We start from the raw sequence: 20,202 nt of genomic DNA, 5'->3' as shown, positions 1-20,202 counted from the left end.
CCCACACCCCCCGGTTCGCTCATGTGAATCTCACCTGGGGGTCGATCGCGGCGTAGAGCAGGTCCACGGCGAGGTTGGCGAACGTGATGAAGAACGCGGCCAGCAGCGCCACGCCCATCACGACCGGCTGGTCGGACTTGTCGATCGAGTCGATGGTGAGCCGCCCGATGCCGGGCAGCCCGAACACGCTCTCGGTGATGAGGGCGCCGCCGAGCAGCGCGCCGAGGTCCATGCCGAAGACGGTGAGGACCGGCGTGAGCCCGGCCCGCAGCCCGTGCTTCGTGACGACCGTCCGCTCCGGAAGGCCCTTGGCGCGGGCGGTCCGGATGTAGGGCTCGGCCATCGTCTCCACCATCGACGCCCGGGACAGCCGCGCGTACATGGCCGCGTACAGCAGCGCGAGCGCGATCCACGGCAGGACGAGGTTCTTCGCCCAGGTGGCGGGGTCCTCCGCGAACGGGACGTAGCTGGAGTAGGGGAGCAGCCCCCCGATCTGGACGACCAGGACGGTGAGCGCCATCGCCGTGAAGTAGATCGGCAGGGACGCGGAGGTGAGCGTGCCCACCATCAGCGCCCGGTCCAGCAGCGAGTCCTTGCGCAGCGCGGAGACGACGCCGACGGTCACGCCGCCGGCGAGCCACAGGACCGCCGCGCCGATCCCGATCGAGAGCGTGGTCGGCAGCCGCTGCATCATCAGGTCCCAGACCGGCATGTTGTTCTGGTAGGAGAACCCGAGGCAGGGGAAGTGGCACTGGACGGCCTGCCGCCCCGAGCCGTAGTCGCGTCCCGCGAAGACGCCGCCGAGGTAGTCGGCGAACTGCCGCCACAGCGGCCGGTCCAGCCCCATCTGGTGGTGGAGCATGGCGAGCCGCTCCGGCGTGCACGACTTGCCGCACGCCTGCAGCGCGGGATCGGCGGGGAACACGTAGAAGATCGTGAAGGTCACCGCGCAGATGACGAGCAGCACCCCGGCGACCCCGGCCAGGCGCGTCGCGACGTACCGGGTCACCGGCCCGCTCCCCTCGGGTCGAGGGCGTCCCGGAAGGCGTCCCCGAGCAGCGTGAACGCCAGCACGGTCAGCAGCAGGCAGACGCCGGGGACCACGAAGAACGTCGGGTCCACCTGGTACCAGTCGATCGCCTTGGCCATCATCTGCCCCCACGACGCGTCCGGCGGCCGGACGCCGATGCCGAGGAACGACAGGGCCGCCTCGGTGCCGATGTTCACCGGGATGGTGAGCGTCGCGTAGACCAGGACCGGCGCCAGCAGGTTCGGCATGACCTCGCGGAAGACGATCCGGTGGCGCGGCATGCCGGTGGCGCGCGCGGCCTCCACGAACTCCCGGTGGCGCAGCGACAGCGTCTGCCCGCGGACGATGCGGCCGATGTAGGGCCAGCCGAAGAAGCCCATGACGAACACCAGCTCCAGCGTCCGGTTCCCCTCGGGCAGCACCGACACCAGGGCGATCATGAAGATGAGCTGCGGGAACGACAGCACCAGGTCCATGACGCGGCTGATCGCCGCGTCGACCCGGCCGCCGGCGAAGCCCGCGGTGAGGCCGAGGGCGGTGCCCGCGGCGGTGGCGACGCAGGTCGCCGCGACGGAGATCAGCAGCGAGATCCGGGCGCCGTAGACCACGCGGCTGAACACGTCGCGGCCGGTGCCGGGCTCGACGCCCAGCCAGAAGTCGCCGTCGATGCCGCCGAACGCCCCTCTGGGGGCGCCGGCCAGCGCCTTGTCGATCTTCTCGGGGTGGAACTCGTTCGGACCGTGCCCGCTCAGGGCGGTGAGCAGCGGGGCGGCCAGCGCCAGCAGGACGAACAGCGCGATGATCGCCAGGCCGGCGAGGGCGGCCGGGTCGCGGCGCAGCCGCCCGCCGGCCAGTCGCCACGGCGACCGGCCGGCGGGCGCCGGCACGCCCTCCGCCGCCCCGGTGAGAAGCGGGGCGGACACTACGCCACCCCGATGGTCGCGAAGTCGAACTCGCCTTCCCAGATGGCGTGGCCGAACGCGCCGGTGACCTTGGAGCCGCGCAGCAGCGGCAGCTTGTCGTGGATCAGGGGGACCATCGGCGACAGGCCCATCAGCTCGCGGTCGAGCGCCGTCCACGCGGCCGGGTCGCTCCCCTTCGCGGCCGCGCCGATCCTTTCGTTGACCGCCGTGTCGTTCAACTGCGAGACGACGGTGTTGCCCTTCGGGGCGATGTTGCGCCCGTCGAAGACGGGCGGGATGAACGAGGCCGCGGACGGGTAGTCGGCGCACCAGCCGTAGAAGACGAGTTCGTCCTCCTTCGCGGTGTCGCCGATGGTGTCGTAGTAGACGCTCTTGGCGACGGAGTTGATCCGGACCTTCACCCCGACGCGGGCGAGTGACTGCTGCACCGCCTCGGCCTCGGCCTTGCCCAGCTCGCTGCTGGTCGTCGTCAGGTCGATCGTGACGCCGGCGCCCTTCCCGGCCGCGGCGAGCATCTGCCCGGCCTTCGCCGGGTCTCCTGTCGGCGGCGCCTGGTAGACGTCCTGCGCCCGCCCGCCGGTCATGGCGGGCGGCAGGTAGGACCCGGCGAGCTCGCCGACGCCGCTGCCGCCGTGCGCGGTGCGGTAGGCCTCCTTGTCGACCGCGAACTGCATCGCCTGCCGCACCTTCGGGTCGTCGAACGGGGGCTTGGAGGTGTTCATCGCCAGGAAACGCGTGCACAGGCTGGTCGCGCTGACGAACCGCTTCCTCACGTCCGGGCGGGTGAGGATGCGCGGCATGCTCGCGGGCGCGACCGAGTACAGGGTGACGGCGCGCTGGTCCCTGCCCTGGTCGGCGATGAGCCGCTGGTCGATGGTGGCCTGCGCGAGGCCCTCCTCCACCACGATCCTGTCGGGGTTGGCCCGGCGGACGCCGTCGGTGGCCCTGTCCCAGTGGGCGTTCCTGACGAGGATCAGCCGCTGGCCGCGGTCGTAGGACTCGACCTTGTAGGGGCCGGAGGAGAAGGGGCGCTTGTCGAAGTTGACGCCGGTGTCCTTGGCCTTGGGGACGGGGGCGAACGTCGGCAGTGTGGTGACCTTCGGCCAGTCCATCGACGGTTCCTTGAGCCGGAACACGACCGTCCGCGCGTCCGGTGTCGCGATGGAGGCGAGACCGTCCTTGTCCTTGTAGGGCCCCTTGTACCTGTCGCCGCCCTCCAGCATCGTCCTGGCGTAGCCGGGGCCTTCCGGCAGGTCGGGCGCGAAGGAGCGCTCGACCCCGTACTTGACGTCGGCGCTGGTGATGGGCGTTCCGTCCTCGAACTTCAGCCCCGGCTTGAGGTGGTACGTCCACGTCCTGCCCTTGTCGGGCGTGGTGCCGGTGCCGGTGGCGAGGTCCGGGACGACCTCGGTGCCAGCCTGGCCCTCCTCGGCGGCGTAGGTGGTGAGCGTCCGGTAGAGCAGCCGCGTGCCGAAGTCCATCGCGAACATCACATAGTTGCGCTGGGGGTCGAGATGGGCGAAGTCCTGCGTGTACAGGACGGTGAGGGTGCCCCCGGCCTTGGCGGCGGCGCCGTCGCCCGAGCCGCAGGCGGAGGCGCCGCCGGCGGCGACGAGCGAGAGGGCGAGGGGGAGGGCGAGGGTGGTCCTGACCGGACGTCTCATGGCGTCTCCGTGCATCGTCGGGCGGAGTGCCATATAAAATAGTACAGTGCAATTGCACTACAAGCCCCGTTATCGAATCTCCACATCCAGGACTTTCACATGGACGACCCTGCAGCCGGCCGCTTCGCGACGGGCAGCCACGACCTGCCCGTCTCCGAGACCCTCGCCTCCTTCATGACCCGGGACTGGGCCCCGAGCGGGAAACCGCTCCCCGTGCGCCGGTCCGTGGCGCCGTACGCGGAGAAACGCCGCGCGGCCCTGTCGGCCCTGTTCCCCGGCGAACGCCTCGTCCTGCCCGCCGGGCCGCCGAAGGTGCGCAGCAACGACACCGACTACCGCTACCGCGTCCACACCGCCTACGCCCATCTCACCGGGGACACCGGCGCCGACACCGGAACCGGCGCGGTCCTGGTGCTGGAACCGGCCGGTACGGGCCACGACGCCGTCCTCTACCACCGGCCCCGGTCCTCGCGGGACGACGCGGGCTTCTTCCGCGACCGCCGGCACGGGGAGTTCTGGGTCGGCCCCCGCGCCTCCCTGGCCGAGACCGAGGAGAGGCTCGGGCTCGCCTGCGCGCCACTGGACGACCTGGCCGGCGCGCTCGGCGGCCAGGTCCCGACCCGGGTGATCCGGGGCGTGGACCCGGAGGTCGACCGGGCCGTCCCGGCACGCGCCCCAGGGCCCGACGCCGAGCTGGCCGCCTGCGCCGCGGAGCTCCGCCTGGTCAAGGACGACTGGGAGATCGCCCAGCTCCAGGCCGCCGTCGACCACACGGTGGACGGCTTCACCGCGGTCGCCGCCGGGCTGGCGCGCGTCACCGGGATGCCGCGCGGCGAGCGGTGGGCGGAGGGCACCTTCGAGCGCGTCGCGCGCGTCAAGGGCAACGGCGTCGGTTACGACACCATCGCCGCGGCGGGGGCGCACGCCTGCGTCCTGCACTGGACGCGCAACGACGGGACGCTGCGGCTCGGCGAGATGCTCCTGCTCGACGCCGGGGTCGAGACCGACACCCTCTACACCGCCGACATCACCCGCACCCTCCCGATCAGCGGGTGGTTCACCCCGCGCCAGCGGCAGGTCTACGACCTCGTCTACCACGCGCAGGAGGCGGGGCTGGCGGCCGTCCGCCCGGGCGCCCGCTTCCGCGACTTCCACATGGCCGCGATGCGCGTCATCGCCGAAGGACTCCAGGACTGGGGCGTGCTGCGCAGCGCGGAGGACGCTCTCGATCCCGAGTCGGGCATCTACCGCCGCTACACGCTCTGCAGCAGCGGGCACATGCTCGGCCTGGACGTCCACGACTGCTCGGCGGCGCGGGCGTCCCAGTACCTGGACGGGGAACTGCGCCCCGGCCACGTCCTGACCGTGGAGCCGGGCCTCTACCTCCAGCCCGACGACCTGACGCTGCCCCCGGAACTGCGCGGCATCGGCGTGCGCATCGAGGACGACGTCCTCGTCACCGAGACCGGCGCCCGGCTGATGTCCTCCGCCCTTCCCCGCCACCCCGAGGAGATCGAGACGTGGATGCAGTCCCTGAAGGACTGACGCGGTGAAGGGGCGGTGCCGGACCCGGGCCACCGGGCACGGCACCGCCCCTGTCCGCGGCGAGGGGTCAGCCGCGGAGCAGGGACACCCCCAGACCGGACAGGGCCCGGCCGATGGGCTCGTGGATCATTCCGCATCCCGAGTCGGGACCACCGCTCAGGATGCCGTGGGCGTAGTGTCCGTCGAAGACGCCGCTGCCGCTGTCACCGGGCCCGTCGCACGCGGTGCTCCAGGTCATGCCGGACAGCGTCCGGTCCGGGTAGGAGACGGTGGCGTCGACCTCGGTGATCGACCCGCAGGTGTAGCCGGTCGTCGAGCCCTGCTTGCAGACGTATCCGCCGACGTAGTCGCCTTCGCTTCCGTAGACGGACGTCTGGGGGAGCACCCAGCCCCGGGGCTGCCACCAGCCCGGATCGTCGACCGAGACCGCGGCGTAGTCGCCGTACCAGCCGAAGGTGTAGTCCGCGGCGCCTCCCACGTTCTGGTAGCCGTAGCTGTAGGTCGACACGTCCCACCAGTAGCCGAGCTCGGCGCAGTGGCCCGCCGTGAGCATGTAGTACCGGCTGCCCGAGTAGGTCATGAACGCGCTGGTGCAGCGCGCCCCGCCGGTGAAGATGGCCAGACCGGACCGTAGCGGCGGGTCGCAGCTGTAGTCGTCGTAGCAGTAGCGGGGCACCGACTTGCGGGCGTAGGTCGACACCTGGACGGCGCCGCCGAACGTCCGCCGCGCCCAGCTGATGACGCCGCGCTGGGCCGGGGTCAGCGCGGCGCCCCTGAGGCTGCTCAGCCTCACGGTGTTGCCGGACGTGACGATGCCGGTCTGCAGGCCGCTCGCGGCCCCCTTGTTAGCGGCGGCGACCCGCTTGGCCAGGGAGGCGGACACCTGCCGGAGGTGCCCGAAGCCGTACCGGACCCTCTTCGTCCTGGTGGTGCCCAACCCGGCGCTCTCGGCCTTGGACCGCACCTTGGCCGCCGCGGCGGCCTCGGTGACGCCGACGGTGAGCTCGCCGCCGCGCCCCTGGTCGATCCAGGCGCCGCCGTACGCGGCGCCCAGGTCCTTGCCGAGCCGGGCCGCGAGCCCGAACTGCGCGGGCTGCCGGTCGGCCCGGCGGGCCGCCTCGGCCGCCGGGACACCGTGGTCCTTCGCGATCTGCTTGACGAGTGTCTCCTTGGCCTCCTGCTGGGTCTGGGTCCGGGAGCTGGCGTGCGGGGAGGGGGCGGGGGGCGCGCCACGGCCATCGGGGGCGTCGGCGCGGGCCGGCGCCGCCAGTGAGGCCGCGGTCAGGGCGGCGGCCACGGCGACGGCCGCGGCTGCCCTTCTGCGTTTCGGGCGGACCATACGGGAGCCTCCTTCGCGGACGGGGGTGCCGCGGCATCCGGCCGCGGCGTCCGCAATGCAATGTGAAATTGCACTGTAAAATGTGAAACCACACTTGCCAAGAGCGACCGCTCAGGCGAAAGCCCAGCTCCGGAGAGTCATGACCGGATCCGGCCAGAAGGAAGGCGGGCGGGGAAGGCCCTCAGCGTTGGTCGCCCCGCACGTGGTCGAGGTGGCGCGTCATGAGCTCCCGCGCCTTCTCCGCGTCACCGGCGACGAGCGCGTCCAGCAGCGCGAGGTGCTCCTCCGCCGACGCCGCCAGCGTCTCGGTGGCGGCGGGACGCGCGAGGCCGTGCATCTGCGAGCGGCCGCGCAGGTCCAGGACCGTCCGGACGAGCGTCCGGTTGCCGGTGAGCCCGAGCAGTTCGGAGTGGAAGCGGTGGTCGGCGTCGAGGAAACCGACCGGGTCGCCTTCCCGGGCCGCCGCGAGCGCCTCCTCGGCGAGGGCCCGCAGGCGCGGACGGACCGCCTCGGGAACGGCGCCGGCCAGCCGCACGACGGCGGGGACCTCGACCAGTTCCCTGATCTCGGTGAGTTCGGCGAGGTCGCGGGCCGAGGGCCGCACGACGCGGAAGCCCCGGTTGCGCACGGCCTCGAACAGGCCGTCCCGAACCAGGTCGATCATGGCTTCGCGGACCGGGGTGGGGGAGATCCCGAACTCGTCGGCGAGGGTCGGGGCGGAGTACACGACGCCCGACCGCAGCGTGCCCGTCGCCAGCGCCTTGCGCAGCGCGTCGGCCACCTGACCGCGCAGGCTGCTCTGGCCGCCGAGGTCAGGCAGCCCGACCATGGCATCGGCCACCGGATCCATTGGCCCTCCTCACCCGCGATCAGAATACCGCCACGTGGGCGGCCCGGAGGCCCGCCGTACCGCACCGGACGGCAAGATCACGGGCGCCGGACCACGGGCGCCGGACCACGGGCGCCGGACCACGGGCCGCGCGGTCACAGCAGCGGGTGCACCTGGGGGTGGGCGCGCCACCAGGCCTCGAAGGTCGGATGGCTGTCGGTGTGCTCCAGGTAGGCGGCCGCGAGGCCCCGGTAGAGGGCCGCGGCCTCCTCCTCGCCCAGGCGGTCCCGCCGCCAGGCGACGATGAGCCTGGCGACCTGCGGTTCTCCGGCCAGGGGCCGCACGACCGTGCCCGGGTGCGGCGGCCAGGACGGGTCCACCATCCGGACGCCGTGCCCTGCCGCGACCAGCGGGCACGCCGCCCCGCTCGGCGCCTCGTAGCGCACGATGGGCTCGAAGCCGGCGGCGCGGCAGGAGGCCCGCAGGGAGGACAGCGAGCCGTCGTCGGCGCCCGGCGGGGCGATCCACGCCTCGTCCCGCAGGTCGGACAGGTCGATCTCGTCCCTGCCGGCGAGCGGGTGGTTCTCGGAGAGGGTGACGAATATCGGGTAGCGCGGCACCAGGGTGCGGCTGACCACGGGCGCCGCGATCGGGATGTCGAAGCCCTCCATGAGCCCGATCAGCGCGGCGTCGAGATGGCCGCGGGCGAGGGCGTCGCCGAGCAGGGCGGACGAGGGCTCGATGCGCAGCGAGACCTCGCGGCCGGGCAGGGCCTCGCCCACCCGCGCGACGATGCTCCCGACGCAGGCGAGGTGGACGCATCCGAGGCCGAGGGTCTCCTGCGGGCCGCGCGGTCCGCGCAGGTCGCCGAACAGGGTGTCCATCTCGGACAGGATCGTCCGCGCCCGGCTGATGACCTGGCCGCCGAGCGGCGTCGGCTCCAGACCGGACCGGCTGCGGGTGAACAGCGCTCCGCCGACGATCTCCTCGACCCGGCGGAGCTGGTTCGACATCGCGGGCTGGGACATTCCCATCCGGGCCGCCGCACGGGTGACGCTCCCGGTCTCCGCCATCGCGCACACCATCCGAAGGTGACTGATGTCGAGATCCATAGCTGGAAATTATGCATCAGCCGATGACCGGCGACTCGGACCGACCGCAATAATCTCCGTACTCCTCAACAAAGGTGGGCGATCACGGTGCCAGCGGCACCCTCACCCTCGGTCTCCCGGCCGTGGTCGCGCGGATGGAAGAAGGGAGATCCCGTCTCGCCGGCCCCCAGGACGAGAGCCCTTCTCACCCTTTTCTCTTCCTGGGGGCCGGACGCGCCGCCGACAACTCTCACGGAAAGCGATGTTCATGCCGGAAAAGCCGCAGACGGTGGAGACAACGGGGTCGAAACTGACCGACGGCGCGTTTCCGGCATGGCCCTTACCGCCCGGTCCGACGGCGGCGGCGGTCGCGCGCTCCATCGCCCGGTCGGTGCTCGGCGAGCTGGACATGCCCCCGGCCGCCGCCGAGGACGCGCAGACGATCATCTCCGAGCTCGCCACCAACGCCGTCGTGCACGGCGACCGGGACCGGGCCGAGGTGTGGGCGTACCTCAGCCGCCACCCTTCCCCCCGGCTCACCCTCAAGGTGTTCGACGCCGCGCCCTGGCGGGGGGCCGGCGCCGCGGATCCGGCGGACGCCGGCCCGCCGGTCCCCGGGGAGCCCGCCTCCGACGCCTGCGGCGGCCGCGGGCTGATGCTCGTGAACGCGCTGACCGAGGAGGCCGGCGGCTGCTGGGGCGTGCACCCCACCCGCGGCAGGCTCGGCCCGGACCCGGTGCCCGGCAAGGCCGTCTACTTCACCGTCCCGCTGCCGGCGGCGTCCGTGGCCGTCCTGCCCCCGCCCGACCCGGGCCCGCTGCCCGACCGGCTCCGCGAGCTCGCGGGGGCGCGCGGCCTGCGGTCCCTCGTCTCGCTCGGCGAGGCGACGGTGGTGCACTTCGGGGCCGGGCTGTGGGTCTGGGTGAAGGACGGGGCGCTGCTGTACGAGCTGCCGGGGCGGGGCGTCATCCGGCACCCGCCCTCGGACGCGGTCGAGGTCGTCGAGCAGGTGGTCCGGCTGAGCGAGGAGGGCGCGGCTGGCGGCCCCGCCCCGCGCTCGCCGTCGTGGGACCTGTGCTGAGCGGCGCCCCGCCTCACCGCCCCTCGGGCCGGTCCGCCCAGATGCCCCGGACATGCCGGAGGTGGTGGCGCATCAGCGCCTCGGTGCCCTGAGCGTCGCCGTTCGCCACCGCCTCGATCAGGTCCTCGTGCTCGCGCGCGGACGGTTCGAGCTCGCCCCGCTCCGCCAGTCGCGGCACCCCGTAGAGGCGGGACTTGTACCGCAGCTCGCTCACCAGCCGGACGAGCTGGTCGTTGCCGCCGAGCCCGAGCAGCGCGAGGTGGAAGCGGTGGTCGGCGTCGATGTAGGCGACGACGTCGCGCCGCTCGGCCGCCGCCACGATCGCCTCGGCCAGCGGCCGCAGCGCGCGGACCCGCGCGGCCATGCCGGCCCGCGCGAGCCCCACGGCGACGGGGATCTCGATCAGGGACCGGACGTCGGTGATCTCGTCCAGCTCGTGGTCGGACAGCTCGGGGACCCGGAAGCCCTTGTTGCGGACGACCTCGACCAGCCCCTCCCGGGCCAGGTCGATCATGGCCTCCCGGACGGGCGTCGGGGAGACGCCGAACCGCTCGGCGATGGCCGGGGCGGAGTACACGACGCCCGAGCGCATGCCGCCGCTGACGATCGACGCGCGCAGCGCGTGGGCGATCTGGACCCGCACGCTCTTCCTCGGGCCGAGCGAGGGCAGGTTCGGCGTCATCGCTCGGTGAGGCGCGCGAGGATCCTGGCCTTGCCGCTCTGCCAGTTGGCCTTCAGGGCCTCGACGGCCCCCTCGACGTCCGACTCGACCAGGCGTTCGGCGATCCGCTCGTGCTCCTCGGCCGAGCGCTCCAGCACCTCCCAGTCGCCGACCACGACGCGCTCGTAGCGGTGCATGGTGAGCTTGAGCGAGGTGATGAGGTCCATCAGCCGATCGTTGGGGCAGCCGGAGAGCAGGAGATCGTGCCAGGCGTCGTCGTAGCGCTCTATGACGGCGTGCTCCGCCTCGGGAACGGAGAACGCGCGGGCCTCCTCCAGGAGCCGGGGGGCGACCGCGCGCAGGAACCCGGGGTCGGTCGACTCCAGGGCCAGCGACTCCAGGGCGGCGACGATCGTGGTGAGGTCGTCGAACTCCTTCGCGCTCATCGGGGCGAACCGGAACCCCTTGCCGCGCTCGCTCACGATGATGCCCTCGCGCTCCAGTCCGATGAGCGCCTCGCGGAGCGGCGTGCGGCTGACGCCGAGGTCCGCGGCCAGCACCATCTCGTTGATCGCCTGTTCGGGGGCGAACTCGCCCTTGCCCAGCCGGTCGAGGATCTCGTCCTTGATCTGTTCGCGAAGGGGGCGGCGGTCGATCGGCATGCTGTCGTCTTCCTCTCCTGGTGGACCGGACGGTCAGGCCGCTGCCGGACGGTCAGGCCGTGCCGGCGCCGTCGACCGGGATGACGGCCCCGCTGACGAACGCGGCCGCGTCGCCGGCGAGGAACGCCACCATCGCCGCGATGTCGGCGGGCCGGCCGATCCGGCCGAGGGGGCGGTCCGCCGCGTCGGCGTAGAAGGCCTCCGCCGACTCGCCGAGCTGGCGGGCCTCCTCGGCGAGCATGCCGGTGTCGGTGTCGCCGGGGCACACGCAGTTGACCCGGATGTTCTGCGGCCCGTGGTCGATCGCCATGGCCCGGGTCATGTTCACCACGGCGCCCTTCGAAGCGCAGTAGGACACGGCTTGCGCTCCCCCTTGGATGCCCCAGCCCGAGCCGGTGTTGATGATACTGCCGCCCCCGGCGGCGGCCATCAACGGTATCGCCGCACGGCTCATCAACATGATCGATTTGACGTTGACGGCCATCACCAGGTCCCAGTCGTCCTCCTCGATCTCCAGGACGGTGGAGCGGCGGATGACGCCCGCGTTGTTGAACAGGACGTCCACCCCGCCGAAGGCGTCCCGCGCGGCGCCGACGATCCGCGCGCAGTCGGCCGCTGCGGACACGTCCCCGCGCACGAAGGCGGCACGGCCGCCCGCGGCCCCGATCGCCTCCGCGGCCTCCGCTCCCGCCTCGTCGACGTCGGCCAGGACGACCGCGGCGCCGAGGCCGGCCATCAGCTCGGCGGCGGCCCGCCCGATGCCGCGCGCGGCCCCGGTGACCACGGCCGTCTTGCCTTCGAGTGTGTTCACGTTCGGTCTCCCTTTCATCGGACGGGGTACATGGCGAACCGGCCGTGCCCGGTCAGCACGGGCAGGTGGCCGCGCAGGCCGGCGTCGAGCTCCTCGTCGCCGGTGTCGACCAGCAGAGGACGGCCGCCGAGCGAGGCGAGCTTGGCCTCGGTCGCCGCGACGGCGAGCCGGTCGCGGCCGGCGGCCCGCAGCACGGCGGGGGAGATCTGCTGGTTGCCCCTGCCGAACAGGAAACCCTGCCCGCCGATCGGAGTCACGGCTATCCACGCCGGCGCCGTGCCCGCGAGCGCCTCCAGTTCGGCCGCGGCGGCGTCCGCCGCGACGACCGTCCCGTCGCCCGCGACCACGTTGACGCCCATGAGCGGGACGCCGGCGCCGAGGGCCGCCGCGACGGCGCGCATCGTGGTGCCGGGCCCGAGCACCAGCAGGCCGGACGGCCCGGCGCGCTCCGCGAGTCCGGCGGCGATCCCGGCGACCGACGACGGATCCGCGACCGTGCCGCCCACCTTCCGCTGCTGCACGCGCACCGGGACGTCGGGCACCCGCACGTGGCCGTACAGGCGGGCGGAGACGCGGCCGTCCCGGACGGCGTCCTCGTCCAGGTCCATGACCTCGGCGTCCCGGATCCGCACGCCGCCGGCGGCCATCAGCGCGGCCGCCTCCCCGGCGGCGCGGGGCGTGGCCCCGAACACCGCCGAGTGCATCTTCACGCCGGTGGGCACGCCGAGCACGGGGACCGAGGCCCCGACCGCGTCCAGCACGTCGCGCGCCGTCCCGTCGCCGCCGGCGAACAGCAGCAGGTCGACGTGCGGCGCGAGCGCGGTCGCGGCGCGCACGGTGTCGGCCGCGGTGGTGGGCTCGCCGGGCCGGTACCGGACGTCGGGCACCAGCCCGGCGCGCAGGACGGCGCCCTCGCCCATGGACCCGCCCGCGGTCGGCACCGCGAACGGGATTCCGAGCCGGGAGCGCAGTTCCGCCAGCGCGGTCGCGGCGCGCTCCGGCGCGCGCGGCGTCGCGCCGAGCGCCCGCGCCTTCTCCTGCACGTCGGCGCCGTCGCTGCCCTTGAGCCCGACCCGGCCGCCGAGCCCGGCGACGGGGTTCACCACCAGCCCGATCCTCATCGCCGCGCCCTCATTCCCCGAGGATCTTCCGGCGGTACGCCCGCCAGGTGACCGCCCAGGTGGCCGGGTCGTCCAGGACGTCCACGCGGGCGCGGTGCACGGTGGAGCGGTGCGGCGCGGTCCGGACGGTCTCGGGGTCCTCGTAGGCCTCGCGGGCCACCTCGGCGAGGATGGCGGCGTACTCGTCCAGCTCGGCCCGCGAGTAGGACTCGGTCGGCTCCAGCGTCATCGGCTCGGGGACGATGTACGGGTGGTGGCTCGTCCAGTAGTGGGTGCCGAAGTCGGCCGCGCGGACGCCGATGTCCTCGCTGTGCACGCCGGTCTCCTCGGCGAGCCGCTCCCAGCTGTAGCGGACCTGCTCCACCCGCGGCCGTCCCGGCGCGTACGGCACCGACGCCCCGCGGATCTGGAGCACCTTCGCCATCAGGTAGTTGTTGTTGAGGACGGCCACCTCCGCGGCCTCGCGCAGCCCCGCACCGCCCAGTGACATGATCCAGGCGTAGGCGCGCACCAGGTTCGGCACGACGCCGTAGAAGGGCCGGATCTTCCCGATCGACTCGGGCCGGTCGTCGTCCAGGCGGTAGCGGGTGCCGTCGAACTCGACGGTCGGCGTCGGCAGGTAGGGGGCGAGCTCCGCGCTCACGCCGCAGGCGCCCGCGGCGGGCCCGCCGCAGGCGTGCGGCGTGGAGAACGTCTTGTGCAGGTTGAAGTGGCACAGGTCGAACCCGGTGTCGCGGGCGCGGGTGATGCCGAGGATGCCGTTGGCGTTGGCCTGGTCGTAGGCGCACAGGCCGCCGGCCTCGTGCACGATCCGGACGAACTCCTCGATCCGCGGGTTGAACAGCCCGGTGTCCTCGGGGTTGGTGATGAGCAGGGCCGCGGTCCGCGGGCCGACGGCCTGCCTGAGCGCCTCGATGTCGGGGTAGCCGTCCGCGTCCGGGTACAGGGTGATGACCTTGAACCCGGCCGTCTTCGCGCACGCCGCGTTGGACGGGTGCGAGAAGATCGTGGTGATGACCTCGTCGCGGGTCTCGGCCTCCCCGCGCGCCGCGAAGTAGGCGCGGATCATCGCGACGTTGGTGTAGATCGCGGCGGAACCGGCGCCGGGCTGGAGGGTGAACCGGTCCATGCCGGAGATCTCCCGCAGCAGCCCCTCCAGCCGGTACATGATCTCCAGGACGCCCTGCACCGTCCGCTCGTCCTGCAGCGGGTGCAGCCCGGCCACCTTCGGGTCGCGGACGAACCGGTCGTTGACCTTGGGGCTGTACTTCATGGTGCAGGTGCCCTGGCCGACGTCGACGTTGAAGTCGGCGCCGAGGTTCTCCTGGGACAGCCGCAGGTAGTGCCGGAGCACCTGGGGCTGCGACAGCTCCGGCAGCGCGGGCGGCGCGGCGCGGCGCAGCCCGTCCGGGAGGACGACGTCCGCGGGCGCCTGCGCGAGGGGCGGCAGCACGCCGCGCTCGCCCGGGGAGCCCAGCTCGAACAGCAGCGGTTCGTCCCACCGGGCCTGGTGGAACCGGCGCAGCGGGGGCTTCGGGCCGATCTTCGCGTCGGCGGGGGCGAGGGGGGAGGGGGTCGGGCCCGTCTTCACTTGGCGATCTCCTGGAGGGTCGCGGCCAGCCGGTCGATGTCGTCCTTGGTGTGGATCTCGGTGACGCAGTACAGGGCGTCGGTGTCCGACAGGACCCTGCCGCCGAAGATCCCGTGTTCCAGCAGCGCCTCGCCGACCTCGGCGGCGGTCCGCGAGCCGGTGAAGCGGAGCGTGAAGTCGGCGAAGTGGGGGGCGTCCGCGTAGGGGGTCTCCACGCCCGGGACCGAGGCCAGCCGGTCCAGCGCGTACCGGGTGTTCGCCAGGATCGTCTCGGCGACCTCGCGCATGCCCTGCGGCCCCATCAGCGCCAGGTAGACCCCGGCGGCGATGCCGTTCAGGGCGGCGGCCGTGCCCACCCACTCCTTGCCCTCCTCGCGGAGGGCGAAGGAGGTGCGCTCGTAGGCGACGTCGCCGAAGCCGTACTCGCCCTCGACGCTGGTGGGCGCCAGGCCGAACAGCCGCGAGGGGAACTCGCCCACGTAGAGTTCCTCGTCCCGCGTGGCGATGAAGCCGCCGTTCATCCCGCCGTAGCTCATCGGCAGCCCGAGCGGCTGGACGTCGCCGCAGACGATGTCGGCGCCGTACGCCGCGGGCGGGGTCACCGCTCCCAGCGAGGTCGGGTTGCAGCCCACGACGTACTGGGCCCCGGCCTCGTGCGCGATCTCGGCCAGCGACGGGAGGGCGGGGTCCAGGATCCCGGACGCCGAGGGCGCCTCCGCGAACACCGCCGCGACGTCCCCGGCCGCCAGCTCCGCCCGCACCGCGGCGGGGTCGGCGAGCCCGGTGGCGGGGTCCACCGGCACGAGGACCACGTCGTGGTCGGGACGGACATAGTCCTCGATCTTGGAGAGCTTGTCCGGGGCGACGGCCGTCACCAGCAGCAGCCTCCGGTGGCCGGTGATGCGCCCCGCCATGCGCAGCGCGGTGGCCGCGGCCTGGAAGCCGTCGTACACCGGCACGCTCACGACGTCCATCTCCAGCAGCTCGCCCATCAGCGACTGGTACTCCCAGAGCGCCTGGAAGCGGCCGTGGTCCTCGTACGGCTCGCCCGCGTAGGCGGTGAGGAACTCGCTGCGGTTGACCACCTCCTCGACGACCGCGGGCACGTGGTGGTGGTAGCAGCCGGCGCCGAGGAAGCTGAGCGCCTCCTGGGCGCTGGTGTTGCGCCCGAGCAGCCCGCCGACGTGCCGGACCAGCTCGGCCTCGGAGCGCATCGGCGGGGGCAGGTCCAGCGGGCGGTCCAGCCGGATGCGGCCGGGCACGTCCGCGTAGAAGTCCTCGACGCTCCGCGCGCCGATCGCCTCCAGCATCTCCCGTTTCACCTCGGGCACCGAGTTCGGGATGTAGGGGTGCGCGTTCATCTCGCTCTCCTTCACATTCCTTGCCTCACCCTCTTGACGAGAACACAGGATGCAGTGTGCTGTATACAGCATTATCCCGAATCCCTTGGGGAGGCAAGATGGCGACCAACCCCGGACGGGCGGCCATCGGACGCCGGACCGTCCTGACCGCCGGAGCCGCCGGAGCCGTATCGGCGCTGCTCGGAGCGAGCGGGTGCGCCACCGGAGGCGGCGCCGGGAAGGCGGGGCCCGCGCTCAGCGCCGGCGCCCAGGCCAAGATCGAAGGAAGGATCGGCGTCTGGTCGTGGGACGTCGCGGCGAAGGCGCTCAAGCGGCTCGCCCCCGCCTTCGAGCAGCGCCATCCCGGGACGAGCGTCGACGTCGTCGACATCGGCTACGACAACGCCTACGACAAGATCACCGTGGGGATGAAGGCGGGGAAGGGCCTGCCCGACGTCCTCACCATCGAGGGCACCAGGCTCCCCGGCTACATCGGCGCCTTCCCCGGCGGGCTGTACGATCTGACCCCCCTCGCCGGCGCCCGCCGGGCCGAGTTCGCCCGCGCGGCCTGGAAGGACGTCACCGACGAGCGCGGCAAGGTCTTCGCCCTGCCCTGGGACGGCGGGCCCTGCGCCCTCTACTACCGCGCCGACATGTTCGAGAAGGCCGGCGTCGACCCGGCGAGCATCGCGACGTGGGACGACTACGTCCGCGCCGGCGAGCGGATCAAGGCCGCCACCGGCAAGAAGCTCCTCGTCATGGACCCGCAGGAGGACAGCATGTTCCCGATGCTGCTCCAGCAGCAGGCACAGGGATACGTGCGCGGCGGGAGGATCGCCGTCTCCGACCCGCGGGCCGTCCGCGCCGCGACGCTGCTCAAGACGCTCGCCGACAAGGACCTCGTCGCCTTCGAGAAGGGCTGGGACGGCCTCGTCTCGGCCACCAAGGCGGGCAAGGTCGCCACCACCCCGTACGCGGTGTGGTGGTCGGGCACCCTCACCGACGAGATGCCCGAACTCAAGGGGAAGTTCGGCGTCGCGCCCCTCCCGGCGTTCGACCAGGGCGGGGTGCGGACGTCCAACGACGGCGGGTCGACGCTCGCCGTCAGCGGCCACAGCGCGAACGCGCGGACGGCGTGGGCGTTCATCGAGTTCGCCCTCGCGAACACCGCCAACCAGGTGTCCATGCTGAAGAACGAGGGCCTCTTCCCCGCCTACCTCCCCGCGCTGAAGGACCCGTTCGTGACCGCGCCGCAGCCCTACTACGGCGGCCGGCCCGTCTTCGCGACGTTCGCCGACCTCGCGGACAAGGTGCCCCCGATCGAGATCTCCAAGGACGGCCCCAAGGCGAGGGACGTCGTCAACCGCACCGTCTCCGGCATCGTGCTGCACGGGGACGACCCGGCGAAGGCCCTGGACTCGGCGGCCAAGCAGATCGCCGCCGCCACCGGCCGGTCGATCGCCGGGTGACCCCGTGGTCGTCGACGTGACGAAACAGAGGTCCGCGAAGAGCGGACCCGCCCGCACGGCCCGGCCGGACCCGCCGCCCCGGTGGCGGGAGCGCTGGCGCCGCCGGTGCACGCCGTGGACCTTCGCGGGCCCGGCGGCGGCGCTGCTGGCGCTGTTCTTCGCCTATCCGCTGCTGGCCGGCCTCTACCAGAGCTTCACCGCCGACCGCGACGGCGTGACGACCTGGGTCGGGCTGGCCCAGTACCGCCGGATGGCGGCGGACCCGGTCTTCTGGGCCGCGCTGCGCAACACCGGGCTGATCCTCCTCGTCCAGGTCCCGGTCATGATCGGGCTGGCGCTGCTGCTGGCGTTCGGGCTGAACCAGTCCTGGCTGCGCCTGCGCGCGGGATTCCGCATCGCCTACTTCCTGCCCGCCGTCACGATGCTGGTCGCCTACTCGGTGGTGTTCCGCGTCCTGCTCAAGACCGACGGCGGCCTGGTCAACCAGATGCTCGGCGCCGTCGGCCTGCCCGACGTCGACTGGCTGAACGGACCCGGATGGGCGCGGCTGGCGCTGATCGGCTCGATCACCTGGCGGTGGACGGGATACAACGCGGTCATCCTGCTGGCCGGGCTCCAGTCGATCGCCCGGGAGCAGTACGAGGCGGCGGCGATCGACGGCGCGGGCCCCCTCACCACGTTCGTGCGGGTGGTCATGCCACAGCTGCGTCCCGTCATCCTGTTCTGCTCGGTGACCTCGACGATCGGAACGCTCCAGCTCTTCGACGAGAACTACGTCCTGACCGGCGGGGGACCGGGCAACGCCACCACCACGCCCGTCCTCTACCTCTACAAGGTGGGCTTCGAGCAGCTCGACTTCGGCTACGCGGCCGCCATCTCCTGGGTCGTCGTCGCGATCATCGGGCTGATCTCCTACGCCCAGTTCCGCTTCATCGGGAAGGACGGGTCACGGTGAGCCAGGCCGCCGAGGCAAGGAGCCGCACGCGCGGGGGCCGCCCCCGCGCGGGCCGCGCGCTCGCCCTGCTGCTGCTCCTGGCGGGCGCGCTGATCAGCGCGGCGCCGTTCTACTGGATGGTGGTCGCCTCCACCCGCGACGACTCCGAGCTGTTCGCGTCACCGCCGCCGTTCCTGCCGGGCGGCCGGTTCCTGCACAACCTGGTGGAGCTGGAGCACACGATCGGCTTCGGCCGCGTCATGCTCAACAGCGCGGGCGTCGCCGTCGTCTACACCGTGCTCAGCTCGCTGATCTCCGCCATGTGCGGGTACGCGCTCGCCAAGTACCGGTTCCGCGGACGGCGCCTGCTGCTCGGCGCCGTGCTGGCGACCATGATGATCCCGTTCCAGGTGCTGCTCGTCCCGCTGTTCCAGATGATGGCGAGCCTCGGATGGGTCGACACCTACCAGGCGGTCATCCTGCCGTTCCTGGCCAACTCGTTCGGCATCTTCCTCATGCGCCAGGCGTTCCTCGCCTTCCCGGACGAACTGATCGAGTCGGCCCGCATGGACGGCGCGGGCGACCTGCGCATCTTCTACCGCGTCGTCCTCCCGGTGGTCCGGCCCCAGTTCGGCGCCCTGGTCATCTTCACCTTCATGACGCAGTGGAACGCCTTCCTGTGGCCGCTGCTGATGCTGAACACCGAGGACAAGTACACCGCGCCGGTCGCGCTGTACACGCTCATCGGGCAGAGCCACGTCGACTACTCCGGGCTGATCCTCGGCTCCTTCCTGGCGACGCTCCCCCTCATGTTGATCTTCTTCCTGTTCCAGAAGCAGTTCGTGTCCGGTCTCCTAGGAGGGGCGGTCAAAGGTTGACTTCCTCCCCGCTCAAAAGGCAGGGAGCTCCCGCGGTCGCCCGCTGGGTTTCCTGCTTCGCCGACGACCGCCTCGTCCGGGAGGTGTTCCGTTGAGGTCTTACACCGTCTCCACAGGCGGATGCCGCCAGCCCGGCGGCCAGGATGTTGCATGCCGCGTTCACGTCGCGGTCATGCTCGGCGCCGCAATCGCACGTCCATTCGCGGACGTTAAGCGGCAGCTTCGCGCGGACCGTTCCGCAGGTTCCGCACAGCTTGGAGGAGGGGAACCAGCGGTCGATCACGATGAGTTCGCGGCCGTACCAGGCGCACTTGTACTCCAGCATCGAGCGCAGTTGCGCCCACGCCGCATCAGAGATGGCGCGGGCGAGCGTGCGGTTCTTGAGCAGGTTGCCGACGGCGAGGTCCTCGATCACGACCGTTTGGTTCTCACGGACGAGACGAGTCGACAGCTTGTGCAGGAAGTCGCGACGGCGGTCGGCGATCCGGGCGTGCACCCGGGCCACCTTGCGGCGGGCCTTGTCCCAGTTCGCCGACCCTTTGGCTTTACGGGCCAGGTTCCGCTGCGCGCTCGCCAACCGGGCCCGGTCACGCCGCTCGTGCCAGGGGTTGATGATCTTCTCCCCGGTGGACAGGGTCACCAGCGAGGTGATCCCGGCGTCCGCTCCGACCGCCGCGCTGGTGGCGGGGGCACAGATGATGCTGTCCTGGCACAGCAGGGATACGAACCAGCGTCCCGCACTGTCACGCGACACCGTCACTGTGCTCGGTTCGGCACCCCCGGGCAGCGGACGGGACCAGCGGATGTCGAGCGGCGCGTCCATCTTGGCCGGCTTGAGATGACCGTCGCGCCAGGTGAAGGCGCTGCGGGTGTACTCGGCCGACGCACGCGACCTCTTGCGAGACTTGAACCGCGGATAGGCGGCGCGTTTGGCGAAGAAGTTGACGAACGCCGTTTGAAGATGCCTCAGCGCCTGCTGCAGCGGGACGCACGACACCTCCGCCAGGAACGCGAACTCCGGGGTCTTCTTCCACTGTGTCAGCGCGGCCGACGACTGGGCGTAGGAGATACGTCGCTGCTCGCCGTACCAGGCCTCGGTGCGTTCATCCAGCGCCTTGTTGTACACCAGCCGCACGCAGCCGAACGTGCGCGACAGCTCGGCCGCCTGCTCGCTCGTGGGATAGAAGCGGTACTTGAAGGCCCGCTTGACCTGCTGCGCCATGCCACACGTTT

At 72.3% G+C, this 20,202-nt stretch carries 18 protein-coding genes; 5 read left to right on the top strand and 13 right to left on the bottom strand.

Annotated elements, in window-relative coordinates; translation table 11 throughout:
* Positions 1-19 precede the first annotated feature (19 nt).
* Genes BKA00_RS18440 through BKA00_RS18430 form a run of 3 tightly spaced genes read right to left on the bottom strand, consistent with a single transcriptional unit; the run spans position 20 to position 3,617 of the window.
* On the bottom strand, positions 20-1,009 hold the full coding sequence (locus BKA00_RS18440) for an ABC transporter permease (RefSeq protein WP_185026640.1): 990 nt from the start codon (positions 1,007-1,009) through the stop codon (positions 20-22).
* Complete coding sequence (locus BKA00_RS18435) at positions 1,006-1,953, bottom strand: ABC transporter permease (RefSeq protein ID WP_185026638.1); 948 nt, start codon at positions 1,951-1,953, stop codon at positions 1,006-1,008. Before BKA00_RS18435 ends, BKA00_RS18440 begins: the two co-directional genes overlap by 4 nt.
* The gene (locus BKA00_RS18430; RefSeq protein ID WP_185026636.1) at positions 1,953-3,617 is read right to left on the bottom strand and encodes an ABC transporter substrate-binding protein; all 1,665 of its coding nucleotides are present in this window, start codon (positions 3,615-3,617) and stop codon (positions 1,953-1,955) included. Before BKA00_RS18430 ends, BKA00_RS18435 begins: the two co-directional genes overlap by 1 nt.
* Before the next feature lie 99 nt (positions 3,618-3,716).
* On the opposite strand from BKA00_RS18430, the gene BKA00_RS18425 reads away from it, so the two are divergent.
* The gene (locus tag BKA00_RS18425; RefSeq protein ID WP_185026634.1) at positions 3,717-5,162 is read left to right on the top strand and encodes an aminopeptidase P family protein; all 1,446 of its coding nucleotides are present in this window, start codon (positions 3,717-3,719) and stop codon (positions 5,160-5,162) included.
* A gap of 67 nt (positions 5,163-5,229) precedes the next feature.
* On the opposite strand, the gene BKA00_RS18420 is transcribed toward BKA00_RS18425, so the two are convergent.
* The 3 genes from BKA00_RS18420 to BKA00_RS18410 all read right to left on the bottom strand — a co-directional run bounded on the left by BKA00_RS18420 (position 5,230) and on the right by BKA00_RS18410 (position 8,442).
* The gene (locus BKA00_RS18420; RefSeq protein ID WP_185026632.1) at positions 5,230-6,501 is read right to left on the bottom strand and encodes a S1 family peptidase; all 1,272 of its coding nucleotides are present in this window, start codon (positions 6,499-6,501) and stop codon (positions 5,230-5,232) included.
* A gap of 181 nt (positions 6,502-6,682) precedes the next feature.
* Complete coding sequence (locus BKA00_RS18415) at positions 6,683-7,351, bottom strand: GntR family transcriptional regulator (protein ID WP_185026630.1); 669 nt, start codon at positions 7,349-7,351, stop codon at positions 6,683-6,685.
* Positions 7,352-7,485: 134 nt separating this feature from the next.
* Complete coding sequence (locus BKA00_RS18410; protein ID WP_185026629.1) at positions 7,486-8,442, bottom strand: LysR family transcriptional regulator; 957 nt, start codon at positions 8,440-8,442, stop codon at positions 7,486-7,488.
* Between the two features lie 241 nt (positions 8,443-8,683).
* Between BKA00_RS18410 and BKA00_RS18405 the strand changes: the two genes are divergently transcribed.
* On the top strand, positions 8,684-9,502 hold the full coding sequence (locus BKA00_RS18405) for an ATP-binding protein (protein ID WP_185026628.1): 819 nt from the start codon (positions 8,684-8,686) through the stop codon (positions 9,500-9,502).
* A 13-nt stretch (positions 9,503-9,515) separates the two neighbouring features.
* On the opposite strand, the gene BKA00_RS18400 is transcribed toward BKA00_RS18405, so the two are convergent.
* The 6 genes from BKA00_RS18400 to gcvPA are packed head-to-tail and all read right to left on the bottom strand — an operon-like array spanning position 9,516 to position 15,709.
* On the bottom strand, positions 9,516-10,184 hold the full coding sequence (locus tag BKA00_RS18400) for a GntR family transcriptional regulator (RefSeq protein WP_185026627.1): 669 nt from the start codon (positions 10,182-10,184) through the stop codon (positions 9,516-9,518).
* Entirely contained in the window at positions 10,181-10,825 is a 645-nt protein-coding gene (locus BKA00_RS18395) for a GntR family transcriptional regulator (protein ID WP_185026625.1), read from the bottom strand. The genes BKA00_RS18400 and BKA00_RS18395 overlap by 4 nt, the downstream gene beginning before the upstream one ends.
* Positions 10,826-10,877: 52 nt before the next feature.
* Positions 10,878-11,636, bottom strand: a complete 759-nt coding sequence (locus BKA00_RS18390; protein WP_185026623.1) for an SDR family NAD(P)-dependent oxidoreductase — start codon at positions 11,634-11,636, stop codon at positions 10,878-10,880.
* A 14-nt stretch (positions 11,637-11,650) separates the two neighbouring features.
* Positions 11,651-12,757 carry an ATP-NAD kinase family protein gene (locus BKA00_RS18385; RefSeq protein ID WP_185026621.1) on the bottom strand — a complete coding sequence of 369 codons (1,107 nt, stop codon included), beginning with the start codon at positions 12,755-12,757 and terminating at the stop codon, positions 11,651-11,653.
* Positions 12,758-12,767: 10 nt separating this feature from the next.
* Positions 12,768-14,348, bottom strand: coding sequence for an aminomethyl-transferring glycine dehydrogenase subunit GcvPB (gene gcvPB / locus BKA00_RS18380; protein WP_185026619.1), 1,581 nt, complete (start codon positions 14,346-14,348; stop codon positions 12,768-12,770).
* Positions 14,345-15,709: an aminomethyl-transferring glycine dehydrogenase subunit GcvPA gene (gene gcvPA, locus BKA00_RS18375; protein ID WP_185026617.1), complete on the bottom strand. Its 1,365-nt coding sequence runs from the start codon at positions 15,707-15,709 to the stop codon at positions 14,345-14,347. The genes gcvPB and gcvPA overlap by 4 nt, the downstream gene beginning before the upstream one ends.
* 98 nt (positions 15,710-15,807) lie before the next feature.
* Here gcvPA and BKA00_RS18370 point away from each other — a divergent pair, with 98 nt between their 5' ends.
* From BKA00_RS18370 to BKA00_RS40490, 3 genes are read left to right on the top strand one after another with little or no spacing between them, the layout of a single operon-like run.
* Positions 15,808-17,157, top strand: a complete 1,350-nt coding sequence (locus tag BKA00_RS18370) for an ABC transporter substrate-binding protein (protein ID WP_185026615.1) — start codon at positions 15,808-15,810, stop codon at positions 17,155-17,157.
* Positions 17,158-17,173: 16 nt separating this feature from the next.
* Entirely contained in the window at positions 17,174-18,112 is a 939-nt protein-coding gene (locus BKA00_RS39030; RefSeq protein WP_185026613.1) for an ABC transporter permease subunit, read from the top strand.
* Entirely contained in the window at positions 18,109-18,969 is an 861-nt protein-coding gene (locus tag BKA00_RS40490; protein WP_221493202.1) for a carbohydrate ABC transporter permease, read from the top strand. The genes BKA00_RS39030 and BKA00_RS40490 overlap by 4 nt, the downstream gene beginning before the upstream one ends.
* Here BKA00_RS40490 and BKA00_RS18355 read toward each other — a convergent pair.
* A complete protein-coding gene (locus BKA00_RS18355) occupies positions 18,959-20,191 on the bottom strand; it encodes an RNA-guided endonuclease InsQ/TnpB family protein (protein ID WP_185026611.1) in 1,233 nt (410 codons plus the stop codon). The two genes, BKA00_RS40490 and BKA00_RS18355, sit on opposite strands and share 11 nt — an antisense overlap.
* Positions 20,192-20,202: the final 11 nt, after the last annotated feature.

The organism is Actinomadura coerulea, from assembly GCF_014208105.1.
GTDB lineage: Bacteria > Actinomycetota > Actinomycetes > Streptosporangiales > Streptosporangiaceae > Spirillospora > Spirillospora coerulea.
Note: the sequence above shows the minus strand (reverse complement) of the source record. Positions and strands in the feature narration are given on the sequence as shown.